This window comes from Rhodococcus sp. NPDC076796 (assembly GCF_040702765.1).
Taxonomy (GTDB): Bacteria; Actinomycetota; Actinomycetes; order Mycobacteriales; family Mycobacteriaceae; genus Rhodococcoides.
On record NZ_JBFBMS010000015.1, the window covers coordinates 54,739 to 69,080 of the forward strand.

Consider the following 14,342-nt stretch of genomic DNA (forward strand, 5'->3'; position numbering starts at 1 on the left):
CTGCTGACGGCTCGTGACTAGAGGGCTTTGAGCTCCTCGGTCACCTCGGACACCGACTTCTTCGCATCACCGAACAGCATCGAGGTGCCCTCGGCGAAGAACAACGGGTTCTCGATGCCTGCGAATCCGGACGACATCGACCGCTTCAGAACGATGACCGACTTCGACTGATCGACGTTCAGGATCGGCATCCCGTGAATCGGGCTCGACGGATCGTTGCGCGCAGCCGGGTTGGTCACGTCGTTCGCGCCGATGACCAACGTGACGTCGGTGCGGGCGAACTCGTCGTTGATGTCGTCCATCTCCTTCATCGCGTCGTACGCGACGTCGGCCTCTGCCAGGAGCACGTTCATGTGCCCTGGCATGCGACCGGCGACGGGGTGAATGGCGTACTTGACCTCGACGCCCTTCGACTCGAGCAGCTTGGCCATGTCCTTGACCGCGTGCTGTGCCTGCGCAACGGCGAGGCCGTATCCGGGAACGACGATGACCTGGTTGGCGTAGGCCATCTGGATGGCAGCGTCGGCCGCGGACGTGGCCTTCGCCGTTCCCCCACCTGCACCCGCGGGACCTGCAGCAGCGTCACCGCCGCCGAATCCACCGGCGACGATTGCCGGAATGGAACGGTTCATGGCCTTCGCCATGAGGTTGGTCAGGATCGTGCCCGAGGCGCCAACGATCATGCCTGCAACGATCATCGCGGTGTTGTTGAGCGCCAGACCTGCGGCCGCCGCGGACAAACCGGTCAGAGCGTTGAGCAACGAAATGACGACCGGCATGTCCGCGCCACCGATGGGCAGCACAACCGTCAGACCGAGAACTCCGGCGAGTACGAGGACCGCAACGATCCACCACTGCGACACCCCGCCGCCCGGAGTGGCGTTGATGCCGATGACCACTGCAGCTGCCACAGCGCCGATCAGCAGCAGAGCGTTGAGCGGCTGCTGCAACTTGCCGATGGTGATGGGCGAACCGGGCAGGGTCTCCTGCAGCTTGAGGAACGCGATCAGCGATCCCCAGAACGAGATGGACCCGATGATCGCCGCGAACAGCGACCCGATGACGATGTGGACCGTAGGCGATTCACCGTGCTTGAAGTTCGAGAAACCCGACGTGTCCAGGAATTCGGCCCAGGCGATCAGCGCGACCGTTCCACCGCCGACGCCGTTGAACAGAGCCACCAACTGTGGCATCGCGGTCATCTTGACCCGGCGAGCAGGCGGGATACCGAGCGCAACGCCGACGACCAGACCGACGACGATCAGAATCCAGTTACCGGTGTCTCGGATGGAGATCAGCGTCGCCACGACAGCGAGGAACATGCCGATCGCGGCGATCTGGTTGCCACGCACGGCCGTCTTCGGTCCGGTCAGACCCATCAGGCCGTATATGAACATGCCGAAGGCGACGATGTAGAGAATGTTGACGAGATTGTCCATCAGGAGTCAGCACCCTTCGTGGCCTTGGCAGGGACCGGCTTGGACTTGAACATGCCGAGCATGCGGTCGGTGACCACGAATCCACCGATGACGTTGACGGTTCCGAACACGAGGGCGACGAACAGGATGACCTGCAGGCCGATGGACGGATCCTCGACCTTGCCGAGCACCACCAGGGCACCGAGCACGACGATGCCGTGGATGGCATTGGTTCCCGACATCAACGGGGTGTGCAAGGTGTTGGGCACCTTGGAGATCACCGCGAAGCCGACGAACCCGGACAACACCAGGATCGCAATGTTCGCGAGCAGCGGGGTGTACATCAGTTCTCCTTCTCACGTGTCACGCAGGCACCGGCAAGAACCTCGTCCGAGAAATCGGGGGCGAGCTTGCCGTCGACCAACATGAGTTCGAGCAATGCCGAGATGTTCTTCGAGTACAGCTCGCTGGCGTGCTCGGGCATCGAGGCCGGCAGGTTCAACGGCGAGCAGATGGTGACGTCGTGCTTGACGACGGTCTCGCCTGGCTCGGTGAGTTCACAGTTGCCACCGGTCTCACCCGCGAGGTCGACCACGACACTGCCGGGCTTCATGCCCTCGACGGCTGCGGCCGTGACCAGTCGCGGGGCGGGGCGTCCGGGCACCAACGCGGTGGTGATGACCACGTCGAATCCCTTGATGGCCTCTTCGAGAGCCTTCTGCTGTTGCACTCGCTCGTCTTCGGTCAGCTCACGTGCGTATCCGCCCTCGCCTGCGGCGTCGATCCCGAGATCGAGCCACTGCGCGCCGACGGAGCGAACCTGATCCGCCACCTCCGGACGCACGTCGTACCCGGTGGGGCGGCCGCCGAGACGCTTCGCGGTGGCGAGCGCCTGCAGACCTGCCACGCCGACGCCCAGTACCAGCACGGTAGCGGGCTTCACGGTGCCCGCGGCGGTGGTGAGCATCGGGAAGAACCGGGTGGACTCGGACGCGGCCAGCAGCACGGCCTTGTAGCCTGCGACGTTGGCCTGAGAGGACAGTGCGTCCATCACCTGCGCCCGCGAGATCCGCGGGATCGCTTCGACGGCGAAGGCCTGCACTCCGGCTGCCTTCAACGCCCCGATGCTGTTCTCCGCGTTGCGCGGTGCCAGAAATCCGATGAGCGTCGAACCCGACGTCAGCTTGGCGATCTCGGCGTCGGACGGCGGCGCGACCTTGACCACGACGTCCGCCGACCATGGATCACCGATAGTCGCTCCAGCGGCGACGTACAGCTCGTCGGGAATCAGAGCGCCGAGACCGGCACCCGATTCGACGACGATCTCGACGCCCTTACCCGTCAGGGAGGCAACGATCTTGGGCACCAGGGCGACGCGACGTTCGCCCTCCCCCGATTCCCGAACCACACCGACGACAGTCGTGGATCCCGAACCCTTCTCAGTGCTCTGCGATGTATCCAAATCTCCGTCTTCCTGCGTTGAATGGTGTCCACTGATCGGCCAATGGCCCCGAACGTGCGACGAGTGGACGAACCCATGCGACAAAGGCACAAGGTCCCTGATAGTAGCCAGAGGAGACAGACCGCGGGTAACCCGGAACACAGTCCGATTCGTTCTGAATCGAGTCCGTTCGGCATTCCGCAGCTACAAGACGAGCAATTGTGATGCACGCCATACAGGTCTATCGGTGATGATCGGACCCTACAGTGACAACCGTGGAATCTTGCATCTTCTGTGCCATCGTCGCCGGCGACGCCCCCGCACACCGTGTGTTCGAGAACGACCACGCGGTCGCCTTTCTCGACATCCGGCCGGTCAGTCGCGGACACCTGCTCGTCGTCCCGCGCGAGCACGCCACCGATCTGAACTCGACCCATCCGGACGCGGCCGCTGACGTGTTTCGCGTCGGGCATACGTTGGCGCGCGCCGTGCGCCACTCGGACCTGCGCGCCGACGGAGCCAATCTCGTGATCAACGACGGCAAGGCCGCATTTCAGACGGTGTTCCACCTGCATCTGCACGTGGTGCCCCGCTGGCATCGAGACCGGCTGCGGTTCGCTACCGGGTTCGTGACGCGCCGCCTGCGTGAGCCCGAGCGCGTCGCGGACGCCGTTCGCGTCGGGTTGGCCCGGTTGAACGGCGAATCGACGGCATGAAGCTGTTCCTGTCCTCGTACCGATTCGGCGGTCACTCCGACGCTTTCGTCGAGCTGACCGGGCCGCCGTCCGATCTCGCGGTCATCGCGAACGCATCGGACGCGTGGCCTGCTGCCGCTCGCGAATCCTCGCTTCGCAGCGAGTTCGGTCCGCTGCGGGCGCTCGGGTACCGGCCCACCGAGCTGGATCTGCGCCAGTATGTGGGTCGGCCCGCCGCATTCGAGCACGCACTGGACGGCTTCGGTGCGGTCTGGGTGCGCGGAGGCAACACCTTCGTCCTGCGCGCTCAGCTCGCCCGCTCGGGTGCAGACGAGATTCTGGCCGAGCGTGTCCGGCGGGGATCGATCGTGTACAGCGGATACAGCGCGGGCGCGTGTGTGGCCGCACCGTCGTTGATCGGAGTCGAGGACGCGGACGACCCAAACGAGGTTCGGCCCGCCACCGGTGTCGATCCGGTATGGACCGGGCTGGGTCTGGTCGATTTCTCGATCGTCCCGCACCTGAATTCCGTTCTGGACGAGAATGATTCGGGGCATGCAACCGTGCAGCGCCTACGCAGGGACGGTATCGACTGTCATGGGTTGACCGACGACCAGGCCATCGTCGTCGATGCGTCGGGGACGCGTGTGCTCGGTAGTTGACCTTCGATCAACCCAGGCGGGCCAGTGGGGCGAGTCGGTCCAGCGAGGACCACGCCAGCGAGCACCGCCTGGCGGTCATTTCGTCCGCGTCGAGCACCAGCATGTCGAACAACTGCCGAGGGGCCTGATGCCACGAGTCGGCGATCTGCGCGATGGTTGCTCGATCGAACAGCCCGGACTGCGTCAACGCCTGAACCCACTCGTCGATCTCGCCTCGGTGAATGCGCTCGATGGTGTCGTATTCGATTCCGCCCCCGAGGAATTCGTACGAGAACATCGCGGCCACGTAGTTCCAGGAGTCACTTCCGGGATCGATCATGGTGCAGCCTCCTTGTCGACTCGCACCGCGTGGGGATGCGAGGTTCGCTGCGCTGGACGCTAGCGTGGCGAACTACAAAATTGCGTGTCGGCGACGCATCGATCCGGTAACGCCTGAGGCTGGTGTTACTGATGTGACTCACTTCAGTCAAACACTCACCGCTCTCCGTACAGGGTGGGTAGAGTCCGCACTCGTGGGCACTCGAGCCGTTGCAGCGTTGATCGCAGCGATCGTATTCGGGCTCGTCGGATGCTCGGGCACACCGGACACCGAGGCCGATCCGGATCCGTCCGAGACGGCCGACCAGCCCGTCACCGAAGAACTCTTCGTCGGTGAATGCGGGTCGATGGACGACACGGAAGTGCAGAGACTCACGGCCGTATCCGACCTGACAGTGGTGTCCGAGAACGCCATTCGTTGTCGATGGGAATCCGCGACGGGCGCGTACGCGATGTTCACCTGGTACCGCGGCAGCCCCATCGACCGAGAGAGTTCCGTGGCCGAAGCCGTCGGCCGCACCATCGAGCGCATCGATGTCGACGGTCACCCGGGATTCACCGCCGCAGCCTCGGGAGCGTCGTGCGAGGCCGGGGTCGAGAACGGGGACGGCTTCGTGCACTGGTCCGTCAATTACATGGTCGACGGCCCCCGCGATTCGTGCGACGTCGTAGAGGATCTGGCCAGAACCACGATCTCGAAGGCGAAGTAGCCCGATGACGACGTTCCCCTGCACCGATTCCACCCGTCGCGTCCTTGCCGCTGTCCTCGTCACTGCCGCCGTCGGAACTGGATGCACCACCACCGTGACCGGTACGGCGGCACCCGCTCGAGGCGGCGGTAGCGGCCAGTTCGACAAGCTGCTCGAGGAGTGCATCGCCGTCCCGGACCCCACCATCGCCGAAACAGTGGGTGCCGACCTCGTCGATCAGTACTTCTACGGTGCAGTGTGCATGTGGACCGGCGTCGGTGCCGCCGGGCTCATCGACGTGACCTTCGCCTGGTTCGAGAACGAAGCCCTCTCGCGCGAGCGAGAGCTGGCCGATCGGCTCGGCTACGCGACCGAGGACGTCGACGTTGCCGGCACCACAGCATTCCTGTCACGACGACCGGCCGACCCGTCGTCGTGCGGAATCAGCGCGGCGTACTCGGGCGTCATCACCTGGTGGGTGCAATACCGAGGCGGCAGTCCGGCCGACCCGTGCGCCGCGGCCACCGAACTCGCAGAACTGACACTGCAACGCAACCAGTGACCGACCGACCGACCCCGACTCCGCCTCACGCGTGGCCGTGACAGACTCGAGTGTCGACGGTCACATTTTCGACGTGAGGAGACCGAGATGTCGGTGACGACCGATGCAGATGCCCGCCTGAGCGAGCTCGAATCCCTTCTTTCGCCCGGCTCGGTGGTCACCGACCCGGACATCACCGAGGGCTACCGACGCGACTGGGCCAAGGATCCCGACGCCGGTACCCCGCTGGCCGTCGTACGCGCACAGTCCACCGAGGACGTTCGTGCCGTCATGCGGTGGGCCACCGAGCACGCCGTGGCGGTCGTCCCACGCGGTGCGGGATCGGGTCTGTCCGGTGGAGCCACCGCCGTGGACGGCGGAATCGTGCTCACCACCGAGTTGATGCGCGAAATCACCGTCGATCCGGTGACCCGCATCGCGGTGGTACAACCCGGACTGCTCAACGCCGAGGTCAAGAAGGCCGTCGCGGAACACGGCCTCTGGTATCCACCGGATCCGTCCTCGTTCGAGATGTGTTCCATCGGAGGCAATGCGGCCACCAATGCGGGCGGACTGTGCTGTGTGAAGTACGGCGTCACCACCGATTACGTTCTCGGTCTCGAGGTCGTCCTGGCCGACGGTACCGCCGTCCGACTGGGCGGGCCACGCCTGAAAGACGTTGCGGGCCTGTCCCTGGCGAAGCTGTTCGTCGGCTCCGAAGGCACGCTGGGCATCATCACCGAGATCACTCTTCGATTGATTCCGGCGCAACCTCCCGCCAGTACGGTGGTCGCCTCGTTCGCCTCGGTGCACGACGCCACCGCCGCAATTCTGGCCATCACCAGAAACTTGCGGCCGTCAATGCTCGAATTCATGGACCGCGCGTCCATCGGTGCCGTCGAAGACGCCATGAACATGGGACTCGATCGCGAGGCGGCGGCGATGCTCATTGCTCGGTCCGACTCCCCCGGTGCCGACCGAGGCCGCGAGATCGAGATCATGGCGGCCGCGTGCACCGAGGCCGGGGCCTCGGATGTCTTCACCACCGACGACCCCGATGAGGGCGAGGCCTTCGCTGCCGCAAGGCGATTCGCCATTCCCGCGGTCGAGCGACTCGGCAGCCTGCTGCTCGAGGACGTCGGGGTTCCACTGCCCGCACTTCCGGCCCTCGTCGACGGAATCGCCGAGCTGTCCACGAAATACGATGTGCTGGTGGCGGTCATCGCCCACGCCGGCGACGGAAACACCCACCCGCTGATTGTCTTCGACCCCGAGGACGCCGACATGACGCGTCGCGCCAACATCGCGTTCGGCGCGATCATGGATCTGGCAATCTCGTTGGGCGGCACCATCACCGGTGAACACGGAGTCGGTCGCCTCAAGAAGGCGTGGCTTCCCGATCAGGTGGGTGAGGACGTCATGGAGCTGACCCGCCGAATCAAGACCGCACTCGATCCGGCGGGGATCCTCAACCCCGGTGCTGTGCTCTGATTCCTGGGCCCGCCAATCTTCGACTCACGATTCCAGTGATCAGTGTGGTGAAATAGGCGCGGCTCCGGGGGGAGCTGGACATCGGATCTGGGGGGCTACATCGTTCATGCGCACATCCTTTTCAGCTCACAGCACCCGACTGCTCACGGCGAGTGTCGTGCTCGCACTGCTCGTCTCGGCATGCTCGAGCCCGGTGGCAGGGACCCCTGTAGCAGGGACCCCTGTAGCGCTACCGACAACAATCGCACCGGAGATCGCGGTTCCCACCTCGCCGTACAACGATTGGTTTCGCACACTCGATCCGTGCGGCTTTGTCGATGGAACAACCATCGCACAATGGGGTGTCCCGATCCACTTCGGGAATGACACTCAGATGGACACCTGCTCGATCGAGTTTGCCGAACCGGTCACCGACGCCAGAATAGAGGGCCTTTCGATCTCGACCGGAATGGGCGTCGACAGTACCTTTGTAGACCTCGGTGGATTCATGGGTACCGAGCTTCCAGATTCTGTCATGTGTTCGATCTCGGTTCGGTTCGACGATCACCAATCCTTCTTCGTCTCCGCCTTCAGTGCGGATTTCGGCCTCTCGTCGCCCGAATTGTTCGGGAACTCGGTGGATGCTCGACTGTGTTCTCGCACGCGCGAATTGATCAGAGCATCCGTGCCACTGTTCTCCTCTCAGCCACTTCGATCGGAATCGACACGGTCGGTACAGACAGCTCTCATGTCAAAACAACCCTGCGGCGCGGTACCGGAGCTATCCCGGACCTACCCGAAAACAACAGTCACCACACTGGACGAGGGTGATCCTTTCAACTGCCGCATACAGACGGGGGTAAGCGTCAACCAAGGCGACAAGTCCGGCGCAATCGACATCGGCTTCAGGCAATTCCCAGAGTCGATGGCAGACGAACCGTTGACCATGTTCGGTGAAGTCGAAATAGATCTTCTCGGCGTAGTGGGACACGAGGAGGGAGAAGACAACGGATACTGCACAACCCGCGCGTTCGTGGGCGTCGGGTCCGGCTATCCCGTCCAGCGACGTACCGAAACCGAGACGTACATCGACGTGATCCAGCTCAGCGGGTTCGGCTGTGAACGCCTACGCATTGCGGCAACAGCCGCCGTTCGTGCGTATCAGAACAGCTGAGTCAGCCAACGAACCCGTCCGCGACCGTCAACACCTCGTCGAGGATTTCCAGTCCCTGACGAATCTCGTCCTCGGACGTCGTCAGCGGCGGCGCGATCTGGAGGCGGTTGCCCGACACGAACGGCCACAGACCACGGGATTTCGCCGCGGCGGTCACCGTGCCCATTGCCGCTGCGTCCTTGCCCGACGCGGCGAACGGCACCAACGGCTCTCTGGTCGTGGCGTCCTTGACCAGCTCGACGGCCCAGAAAAATCCCTTGCCGCGCACCTCGCCCACGCTCGGATGAGATTCGGCCAGCTTCGACAGGCCCGCCCCCAGTACGTCCTCGCCGACGTGACGCACGTGCGGAAGGATCTTGTCGCGCTCGAACACTCCGATGGATGCCACGCCCGCGGCGCACCCGAGCACGTGACCGGAGTAGGTCAACCCGCCTGGATACGGCTTGTGATCGAACTGCGAGGCGATCCTCTCCGAGATGATCACTCCGCCGAGGGGCACGTACCCGGAGTTGACGCCCTTGGCGAACGTGATCAGATCCGGTGTCACATCCCAGGCCTGGCATGCGAACCATTCGCCGATGCGGCCGAACCCGACCATCACTTCGTCGGCAATGTAGACGATTCCGTACTTGTCGCACAGCGCCCGGACCCCGGCCAGATAGCCGGGCGGAGGGATCAGCACGCCGTTGGTGCCGATGACCGATTCGAGGATCAGTCCGGCGATGTTCTGCGCGCCTTCGAGCACGATGACCTGTTCGAGGTGTGCCAGTGCTGCAGCCGTCTCGTCCTCCGGAGTCGTTGTGCCCCAGGGCGACCGGTACGGATACGGCCCGAAGAAGCGCACGACGTCGACGTTGGTGGGTTCGGTGCCCCATCGCCGTGGCTCGCCGGTGAGACCGATCGCAACTCCGGTCCCACCGTGGTACGAGCGATACGCGGCAAGCATCTTCGTACGCCCGGTGTGCTGCCGCGCCAGCCGCACCGCATGCTCGACGGCTTCTGCGCCACCGGTCGTGAAGAACACTCGGTTCAGATCACCCGGCGCACGTTCGGCGATCAACGCGGCGAGTTCACTGCGCTTGTTGTTGGCCACGGTCGGTGAGATGGTCGTCAGAACCTGAGCCTGTTCGACTATGGCGGCAACCACGTCGGGGTGTTGATGGCCGAGATTGACGTTGACCAGCTGCGACGAGAAGTCCAGGTATCGGTTGCCCTTGTCGTCCCAGAACCACGATCCCTCCGCCCCCTCGACGGTGATCGGGTTCAGTTCGGCCTGCGCCGCCCAGGAGTAGAACACGTGATCCATCTACTTGCCGCCTTCCTCCAGTGTGACCTCTATCGGAGCGTACGACTCCCCGGTGACGTCCACACCGTCGGCCTTCAACAAATCGAGCGCCTGCGTGACGTACTCGTTGGTGTACGCCTCGGCATCGGGATCGGCTGTCAGCACCGTCGATCCCTCGGCATTCTTGGTGCTCTTGGCGATGTCGACAGTCTGCTGCCAGGCCGCCTCGTCGATCATGCCGATGCCCTCTGCGGACGGCCAGATCAGTTTGTTGACCTCGTTGACCTGCCAGAGCTGGTGACTCGCACCGAGTGTCGAGCCCGCCGCGACGGTGATGTCGCGGCACGTTTCGACGTTGTCGCGGCAGAAGATCCAGCCCTTCAACGATGCCGCCAGGAATTTGACGGTCTGCTCCTGGTAGGCCTCGTCGGAGAGCCTGTCGGTATTGGCCCAGATCGCGTCCTGCAGCATCGCGACTCCGTCGTCGTTCCAGTTCAGCGCGGTGAAATCGTCTGCGGTGTAGAGCGCACCGGTTGCGGGGTTCACGGTCTCGAGCAACTGCGCGTACTCGTTGTACGACATCGCCTGGGCTGCAGCGATATCACCGGACAACAGGCCGTTCATGTCGAACTGCTGCTGCACCAACGTCACGTCGGAGGGACTGACCCCGGCCTTGGTCATACCGGCGAACAGCTCGAATTCGTTTCCGTAGCCCCAGTTTCCAACGGTCTTGCCCTGGAGGTCGGCGGGTGAGGCGATGTTCTGATCCTTGAACGAGACCTGCAAGGTGCCCGACTTCTGATAGATCTGGGCCACGTCGGTGATGCCGGCTCCGGCCTCACGGGATGCGAGCGCCTTCGGTACCCATGCGACGGCATAATCGGCCTGTCCCTGTGCGAGCACGGTTTGCGGGACGATATCGGTTCCACCGTCGAGGATTTCGACATCCAGCCCCTGCTCGGCGTAGAAACCCTGATCGACGGCGGCGAGGTAGCCCGCGAACTGGCCCTGCTTGAACCACTGCAGTTGCAGCTTGATCGTGGTGTCCCCGTCGGCACCGGTGTCGGTGTCGGTCGTGGTGGTACTGCACGCCGAGGCGACCACTGCCAGCGCCATGACGGCGGCGAGAAGAGATCGAGGGGTTCGGGTGATCTTCACGTTCATCTCCTAGGTACGACGCCGGGACACGAGCTTCTCGAGCAGCAGAACAACCAGAAAGAAGAGCAAACCGACTGCGATGGCACCCATCACGTAGGCCCATGCCCGGGGGTAGGCCGTGTTCGCCGCGGCGGAGGTGATCCGCGACCCCAAACCGTTCTGCAATCCACCGAAGTACTCGCAGATGATGGCAGCAATGACAGCATTGGGAGCGGCAACCCGCAACCCGGTGAAGATGTGCGGAACGGCGGACGGGAGGCGGACGATTCGCGTGAACTGCCAACCACCCACGGCATACGACGTCATGAGATCGTGGTGCACGGCCGAGACCTGACGCAGTCCTTTTGCCGCACTGACGAATACCGGGAAGAACACGACGATGGTCACCACGAGGCGGCGCGGTAGATCGGTGGTCGAGGAGAACATCGAATTGAACACCGGCGCAAGAGCGACGATGGGAACGGCTGCAGCACCCGCTGCCAACGGGGTGAGCAATTCGTCGACGATCCGCAGGCGAACCGCTGCCATTGCCGCGAGGAGACCGAGGACCGAGCCTGCGATCAACCCCACCAAAGCATTGGTTCCCGTTGCCAGACTTGCCGATCCGATGTTGCCGAGATTTCGCACGAATTGCTCGGCGATGGCGCTCGGCGACGGCAGCAGGAACGACGGAACCCCCGCGACGACCGTGAGCATTTGCCACAGTGCGAGCGCCGCTGCACCGAACACCACCGGTGGCAGCCAGAGCTTCATCTCAGATCCGCACTTCGAACCGTACGGCCGTGCAGCGCATCCCGAACCGCGGTGATGGACGAGAAGAACTCCGCCGATTCGCGAGGGTCCCCGTTCGCGCCGAATCTGTCGATCGTCAGTGTGTCGACGATCCGTCCCGGCCGAGGGGACATCACCACCACCCGATCGGACAGGTACACCGCTTCGGGAATCGAATGGGTCACGAACACCACTGCCGCGCTCGACTCCTCGGCGATGCGCAGTAGGTCGTTCTGCATCTTCTCGCGGGTCATCTCGTCCAGGGCACCGAACGGCTCGTCCATCAACAACAGTCCCGGCGTTCGGGCCAGCGCCCGCGCGATCGCCACTCGCTGCTGCATCCCACCGGATAGCTGGCTGGGAAACTTCTCTGCGAAATCGGTGAGCCCGACGAGGTCCAGTAGCTCGCGAACCCGTTCTGCGCGTGCTTTCTTGGGCACCTTGTGCAGTTCGAGCGGCAATGAGACGTTGGATTGCACTGTGCGCCAATCGAGCAACCCGGCCTGCTGAAAGGCGATGCCGTACTTCTGTTCGACGCGGGCTCGGCGAGCAGTCAGACCGAACACCGACACAGCACCGGACGTGGGTTGCTCGAGATCGGCAACGATGCGGAGCAACGTCGACTTACCGCACCCCGAAGGCCCGATGAGCGAAACGAATTCACCGGGGGCAATCGCAAGCGATACATCCTCCAGCGCAGTCACTCCCCCGTCGAACGTCTTCCCGACGCCCTCGACGAGTACCGCGTGCTCGGTCATGATCGATCCTTTCGACCAGGTGAGCGGCCCGCGTACCGACCCAATGCGATGTCGAGCAGCGACACCAACCCGGTCACCACCAGCCCGAGCACCGCTGCACCGAGAACAGCGGCGTACAGGCGGGATGCGTCTCCTGTTGCCTGCTGCGAGAACACGATGATCTGCCTGCCGATACCGCCGGTCGTTCCGGTGGAGATTTCGGCGACCACGGCACCGATCACGGCGGCGGCCGCGGCCAGACGCAGCGCCGGAATCAGATGCGGCACAGAAGCGGGTAGGCGTAGTCGAACGAGGGTGGTCCACCATCCGGACGCATAGCTGTGCATCAGATCCAGTGCTGCCCGATCGGGTGCACGCAGGCCTCGCAGCATCCCCACCGCCACCGGGAAGAACGCGAGATACGACGCGATGACGGTGATGCTCATCCACGGCTGCCATGCGTAGCCGCCGATGGCAATCTTCCCGCCCCACCCCGCGACCAGCGGTGCCAACGCGATCAGCGGAACCGTCTGCGAGACGATCACATACGGCAACACGGACCGCTCGACCCACACGAATCGTTGCATCGCCACGGCCAGCACCAGCCCGACCACCGTCCCCAACGCGAACCCGAGTACCGCGAGCCCGAACGTGAACAGGCCACTGGAGGCGATCGCGGCACCGACACTGCGAGCCCCGGCGACATTTACCTCTGGCTCGGTGAGCGCCGCCAACACCGACCACACGTGCGGTAGCGCGCCGTCGTCGGTGCGCGGCAGCACCCGCACTCCGGCGATACTCACCCCGTTCTCGGGGACGAGCACTTTCACCAGCTCCCAGAAAACCAGCAGTAACCCGACGGCCACCACCGCCATCAACGGGCGCCGCACTCCCCGATTCGCACCGGCGGGAGTTGGTGCCACCACCGAAGCCTGATCGAGAACACTCGTCACGACGTTGCCGTCACGCTCGGGCGAATCTGCGGAATGATGCTCTCTCCGTACGCTTCCAGCGTCGCAGCCTTGGCGTCGTGCTGGAGGTACACCGAGAACTGGTCCACGCCGAGTGTCTCCAGCTCTTTCAGCTTGGCGATGTGATCTGCCGGGGTGCCCAGCAGGCAGAACCTGTCGATCACCTCGTTCGGAACGAATTCTGCGTGCGAATTGCCTGCTCGGCCGTGCTCGTTGTAGTCGTAACCTTTGCGCGCCGCGATGTAGTCGGTGAGTGCCTGTGGAACTCCGCCGCCATCGCCGCCGTAGCGCGAGACGATATCGGCGACGTGATTGCCGACCATCCCGCCGAACCAACGACACTGATCTCGGGCATGTTCGAGCCCTGCATCGGTACCGTCGGTGACGTACGCGGGAGCTGCAACGCAGATCGAGATCGAATCCGGGTCGCGACCCGCCTGCTCGGCCGCAGCGCGGACCCGGCCGATCGTCCACGCCGCGATGTCGGGATCGGCCAGCTGCAGAATGAAACCGTCCGCCACCTGTCCGGTGAGCTCGAGGGCTTTGGGTCCGTACGCCGCAACCCATACCTCGAGTCGGGACCGCTCTGCCCACGGGAACTGCACCGTCGTCTCACCGACCCGAGCACTCCGCCCGTTGGCCAGGCTGCGGATCACATCGATCGATTCCCGCAGCGTGGCAAGGGTTGTCGGCTTGCCGCCGAGGGCACGGACCGCCGAATCACCGCGGCCGATGCCGCAGACGGTCCGATTGCCGAACATGTCGTTGAGCGTCGCGAACGTCGATGCCGTAACCGTCCAGTCGCGGGTGGCGGGATTGGTGACCATCGGACCGACGGTCACCCGCCTCGTCGCGGCCAGAATCTGACTGTAGATGACGTACGGTTCCTGCCACAGCAGGTGCGAATCGAACGTCCACACGTGCGAGAAGCCATGTGTCTCTGCCTGTCTGGCCAGGTCGACCACACGGGACGCCGGCGGATTGCATTGGAGCACTACCCCGATGTCCATAG

At 64.0% G+C, this 14,342-nt stretch carries 16 protein-coding genes; 6 read left to right on the plus strand and 10 right to left on the minus strand.

The genetic code is table 11. The annotated features are described in order from the left end of the window. Positions 1-17: 17 nt before the first annotated feature. The 3 genes from AB0366_RS25630 to AB0366_RS25640 are packed head-to-tail and all read right to left on the minus strand — an operon-like array spanning position 18 to position 2,880. Entirely contained in the window at positions 18-1,439 is a 1,422-nt protein-coding gene (locus AB0366_RS25630; protein WP_366246468.1) for an NAD(P)(+) transhydrogenase (Re/Si-specific) subunit beta, read from the minus strand. Then, complete coding sequence (locus tag AB0366_RS25635) at positions 1,439-1,762, minus strand: NAD(P) transhydrogenase subunit alpha (protein ID WP_068048360.1); 324 nt, start codon at positions 1,760-1,762, stop codon at positions 1,439-1,441. Before AB0366_RS25635 ends, AB0366_RS25630 begins: the two co-directional genes overlap by 1 nt. After that, positions 1,762-2,880: a Re/Si-specific NAD(P)(+) transhydrogenase subunit alpha gene (locus AB0366_RS25640; RefSeq protein ID WP_121873691.1), complete on the minus strand. Its 1,119-nt coding sequence runs from the start codon at positions 2,878-2,880 to the stop codon at positions 1,762-1,764. Before AB0366_RS25640 ends, AB0366_RS25635 begins: the two co-directional genes overlap by 1 nt. A gap of 254 nt (positions 2,881-3,134) precedes the next feature. On the opposite strand from AB0366_RS25640, the gene AB0366_RS25645 reads away from it, so the two are divergent. Together AB0366_RS25645 and AB0366_RS25650 are read left to right on the plus strand one after the other, a co-directional pair. Further along, the gene (locus AB0366_RS25645; protein ID WP_128645156.1) at positions 3,135-3,575 is read left to right on the plus strand and encodes an HIT family protein; all 441 of its coding nucleotides are present in this window, start codon (positions 3,135-3,137) and stop codon (positions 3,573-3,575) included. Next, a complete protein-coding gene (locus AB0366_RS25650) occupies positions 3,572-4,216 on the plus strand; it encodes a Type 1 glutamine amidotransferase-like domain-containing protein (RefSeq protein ID WP_366246469.1) in 645 nt (214 codons plus the stop codon). Before AB0366_RS25645 ends, AB0366_RS25650 begins: the two co-directional genes overlap by 4 nt. 7 nt (positions 4,217-4,223) lie before the next feature. Here AB0366_RS25650 and AB0366_RS25655 read toward each other — a convergent pair whose 3' ends face one another. After that, complete coding sequence (locus AB0366_RS25655) at positions 4,224-4,535, minus strand: hypothetical protein (RefSeq protein WP_121873694.1); 312 nt, start codon at positions 4,533-4,535, stop codon at positions 4,224-4,226. 193 nt (positions 4,536-4,728) lie between these two features. Between AB0366_RS25655 and AB0366_RS25660 the strand changes: the two genes are divergently transcribed. The 4 genes from AB0366_RS25660 to AB0366_RS25675 all read left to right on the plus strand — a co-directional run bounded on the left by AB0366_RS25660 (position 4,729) and on the right by AB0366_RS25675 (position 8,408). Continuing rightward, positions 4,729-5,244, plus strand: coding sequence for a DUF3558 domain-containing protein (locus AB0366_RS25660; protein ID WP_366246471.1), 516 nt, complete (start codon positions 4,729-4,731; stop codon positions 5,242-5,244). A gap of 4 nt (positions 5,245-5,248) precedes the next feature. Continuing rightward, positions 5,249-5,785 (plus strand): DUF3558 domain-containing protein, encoded by a 537-nt coding sequence (locus AB0366_RS25665; protein WP_366246472.1) that lies wholly within the window; start codon positions 5,249-5,251, stop codon positions 5,783-5,785. A gap of 87 nt (positions 5,786-5,872) precedes the next feature. Then, the gene (locus tag AB0366_RS25670) at positions 5,873-7,255 is read left to right on the plus strand and encodes an FAD-linked oxidase C-terminal domain-containing protein (protein ID WP_121873697.1); all 1,383 of its coding nucleotides are present in this window, start codon (positions 5,873-5,875) and stop codon (positions 7,253-7,255) included. 904 nt (positions 7,256-8,159) lie between these two features. Then, positions 8,160-8,408 carry a hypothetical protein gene (locus tag AB0366_RS25675; RefSeq protein WP_366246474.1) on the plus strand — a complete coding sequence of 83 codons (249 nt, stop codon included), beginning with the start codon at positions 8,160-8,162 and terminating at the stop codon, positions 8,406-8,408. A 1-nt stretch (position 8,409) separates the two neighbouring features. Here the strand turns inward: AB0366_RS25675 and AB0366_RS25680 are convergent, their stop codons facing one another. From AB0366_RS25680 to AB0366_RS25705, 6 genes are read right to left on the minus strand one after another with little or no spacing between them, the layout of a single operon-like run. Beyond that, a complete protein-coding gene (locus AB0366_RS25680; RefSeq protein WP_366246476.1) occupies positions 8,410-9,714 on the minus strand; it encodes an aspartate aminotransferase family protein in 1,305 nt (434 codons plus the stop codon). Further along, positions 9,715-10,851, minus strand: a complete 1,137-nt coding sequence (locus AB0366_RS25685; protein WP_121873718.1) for an ABC transporter substrate-binding protein — start codon at positions 10,849-10,851, stop codon at positions 9,715-9,717. A 9-nt stretch (positions 10,852-10,860) separates the two neighbouring features. Then, complete coding sequence (locus AB0366_RS25690) at positions 10,861-11,604, minus strand: ABC transporter permease subunit (RefSeq protein ID WP_094647074.1); 744 nt, start codon at positions 11,602-11,604, stop codon at positions 10,861-10,863. Next, the gene (locus AB0366_RS25695; protein WP_366246478.1) at positions 11,601-12,380 is read right to left on the minus strand and encodes an ABC transporter ATP-binding protein; all 780 of its coding nucleotides are present in this window, start codon (positions 12,378-12,380) and stop codon (positions 11,601-11,603) included. Before AB0366_RS25695 ends, AB0366_RS25690 begins: the two co-directional genes overlap by 4 nt. Beyond that, on the minus strand, positions 12,377-13,312 hold the full coding sequence (locus tag AB0366_RS25700) for an ABC transporter permease subunit (protein WP_366246480.1): 936 nt from the start codon (positions 13,310-13,312) through the stop codon (positions 12,377-12,379). Before AB0366_RS25700 ends, AB0366_RS25695 begins: the two co-directional genes overlap by 4 nt. Next, positions 13,309-14,340 (minus strand): TIGR03842 family LLM class F420-dependent oxidoreductase, encoded by a 1,032-nt coding sequence (locus tag AB0366_RS25705; RefSeq protein WP_121873702.1) that lies wholly within the window; start codon positions 14,338-14,340, stop codon positions 13,309-13,311. The genes AB0366_RS25700 and AB0366_RS25705 overlap by 4 nt, the downstream gene beginning before the upstream one ends. Between the last annotated feature and the right edge of the window lie 2 nt (positions 14,341-14,342).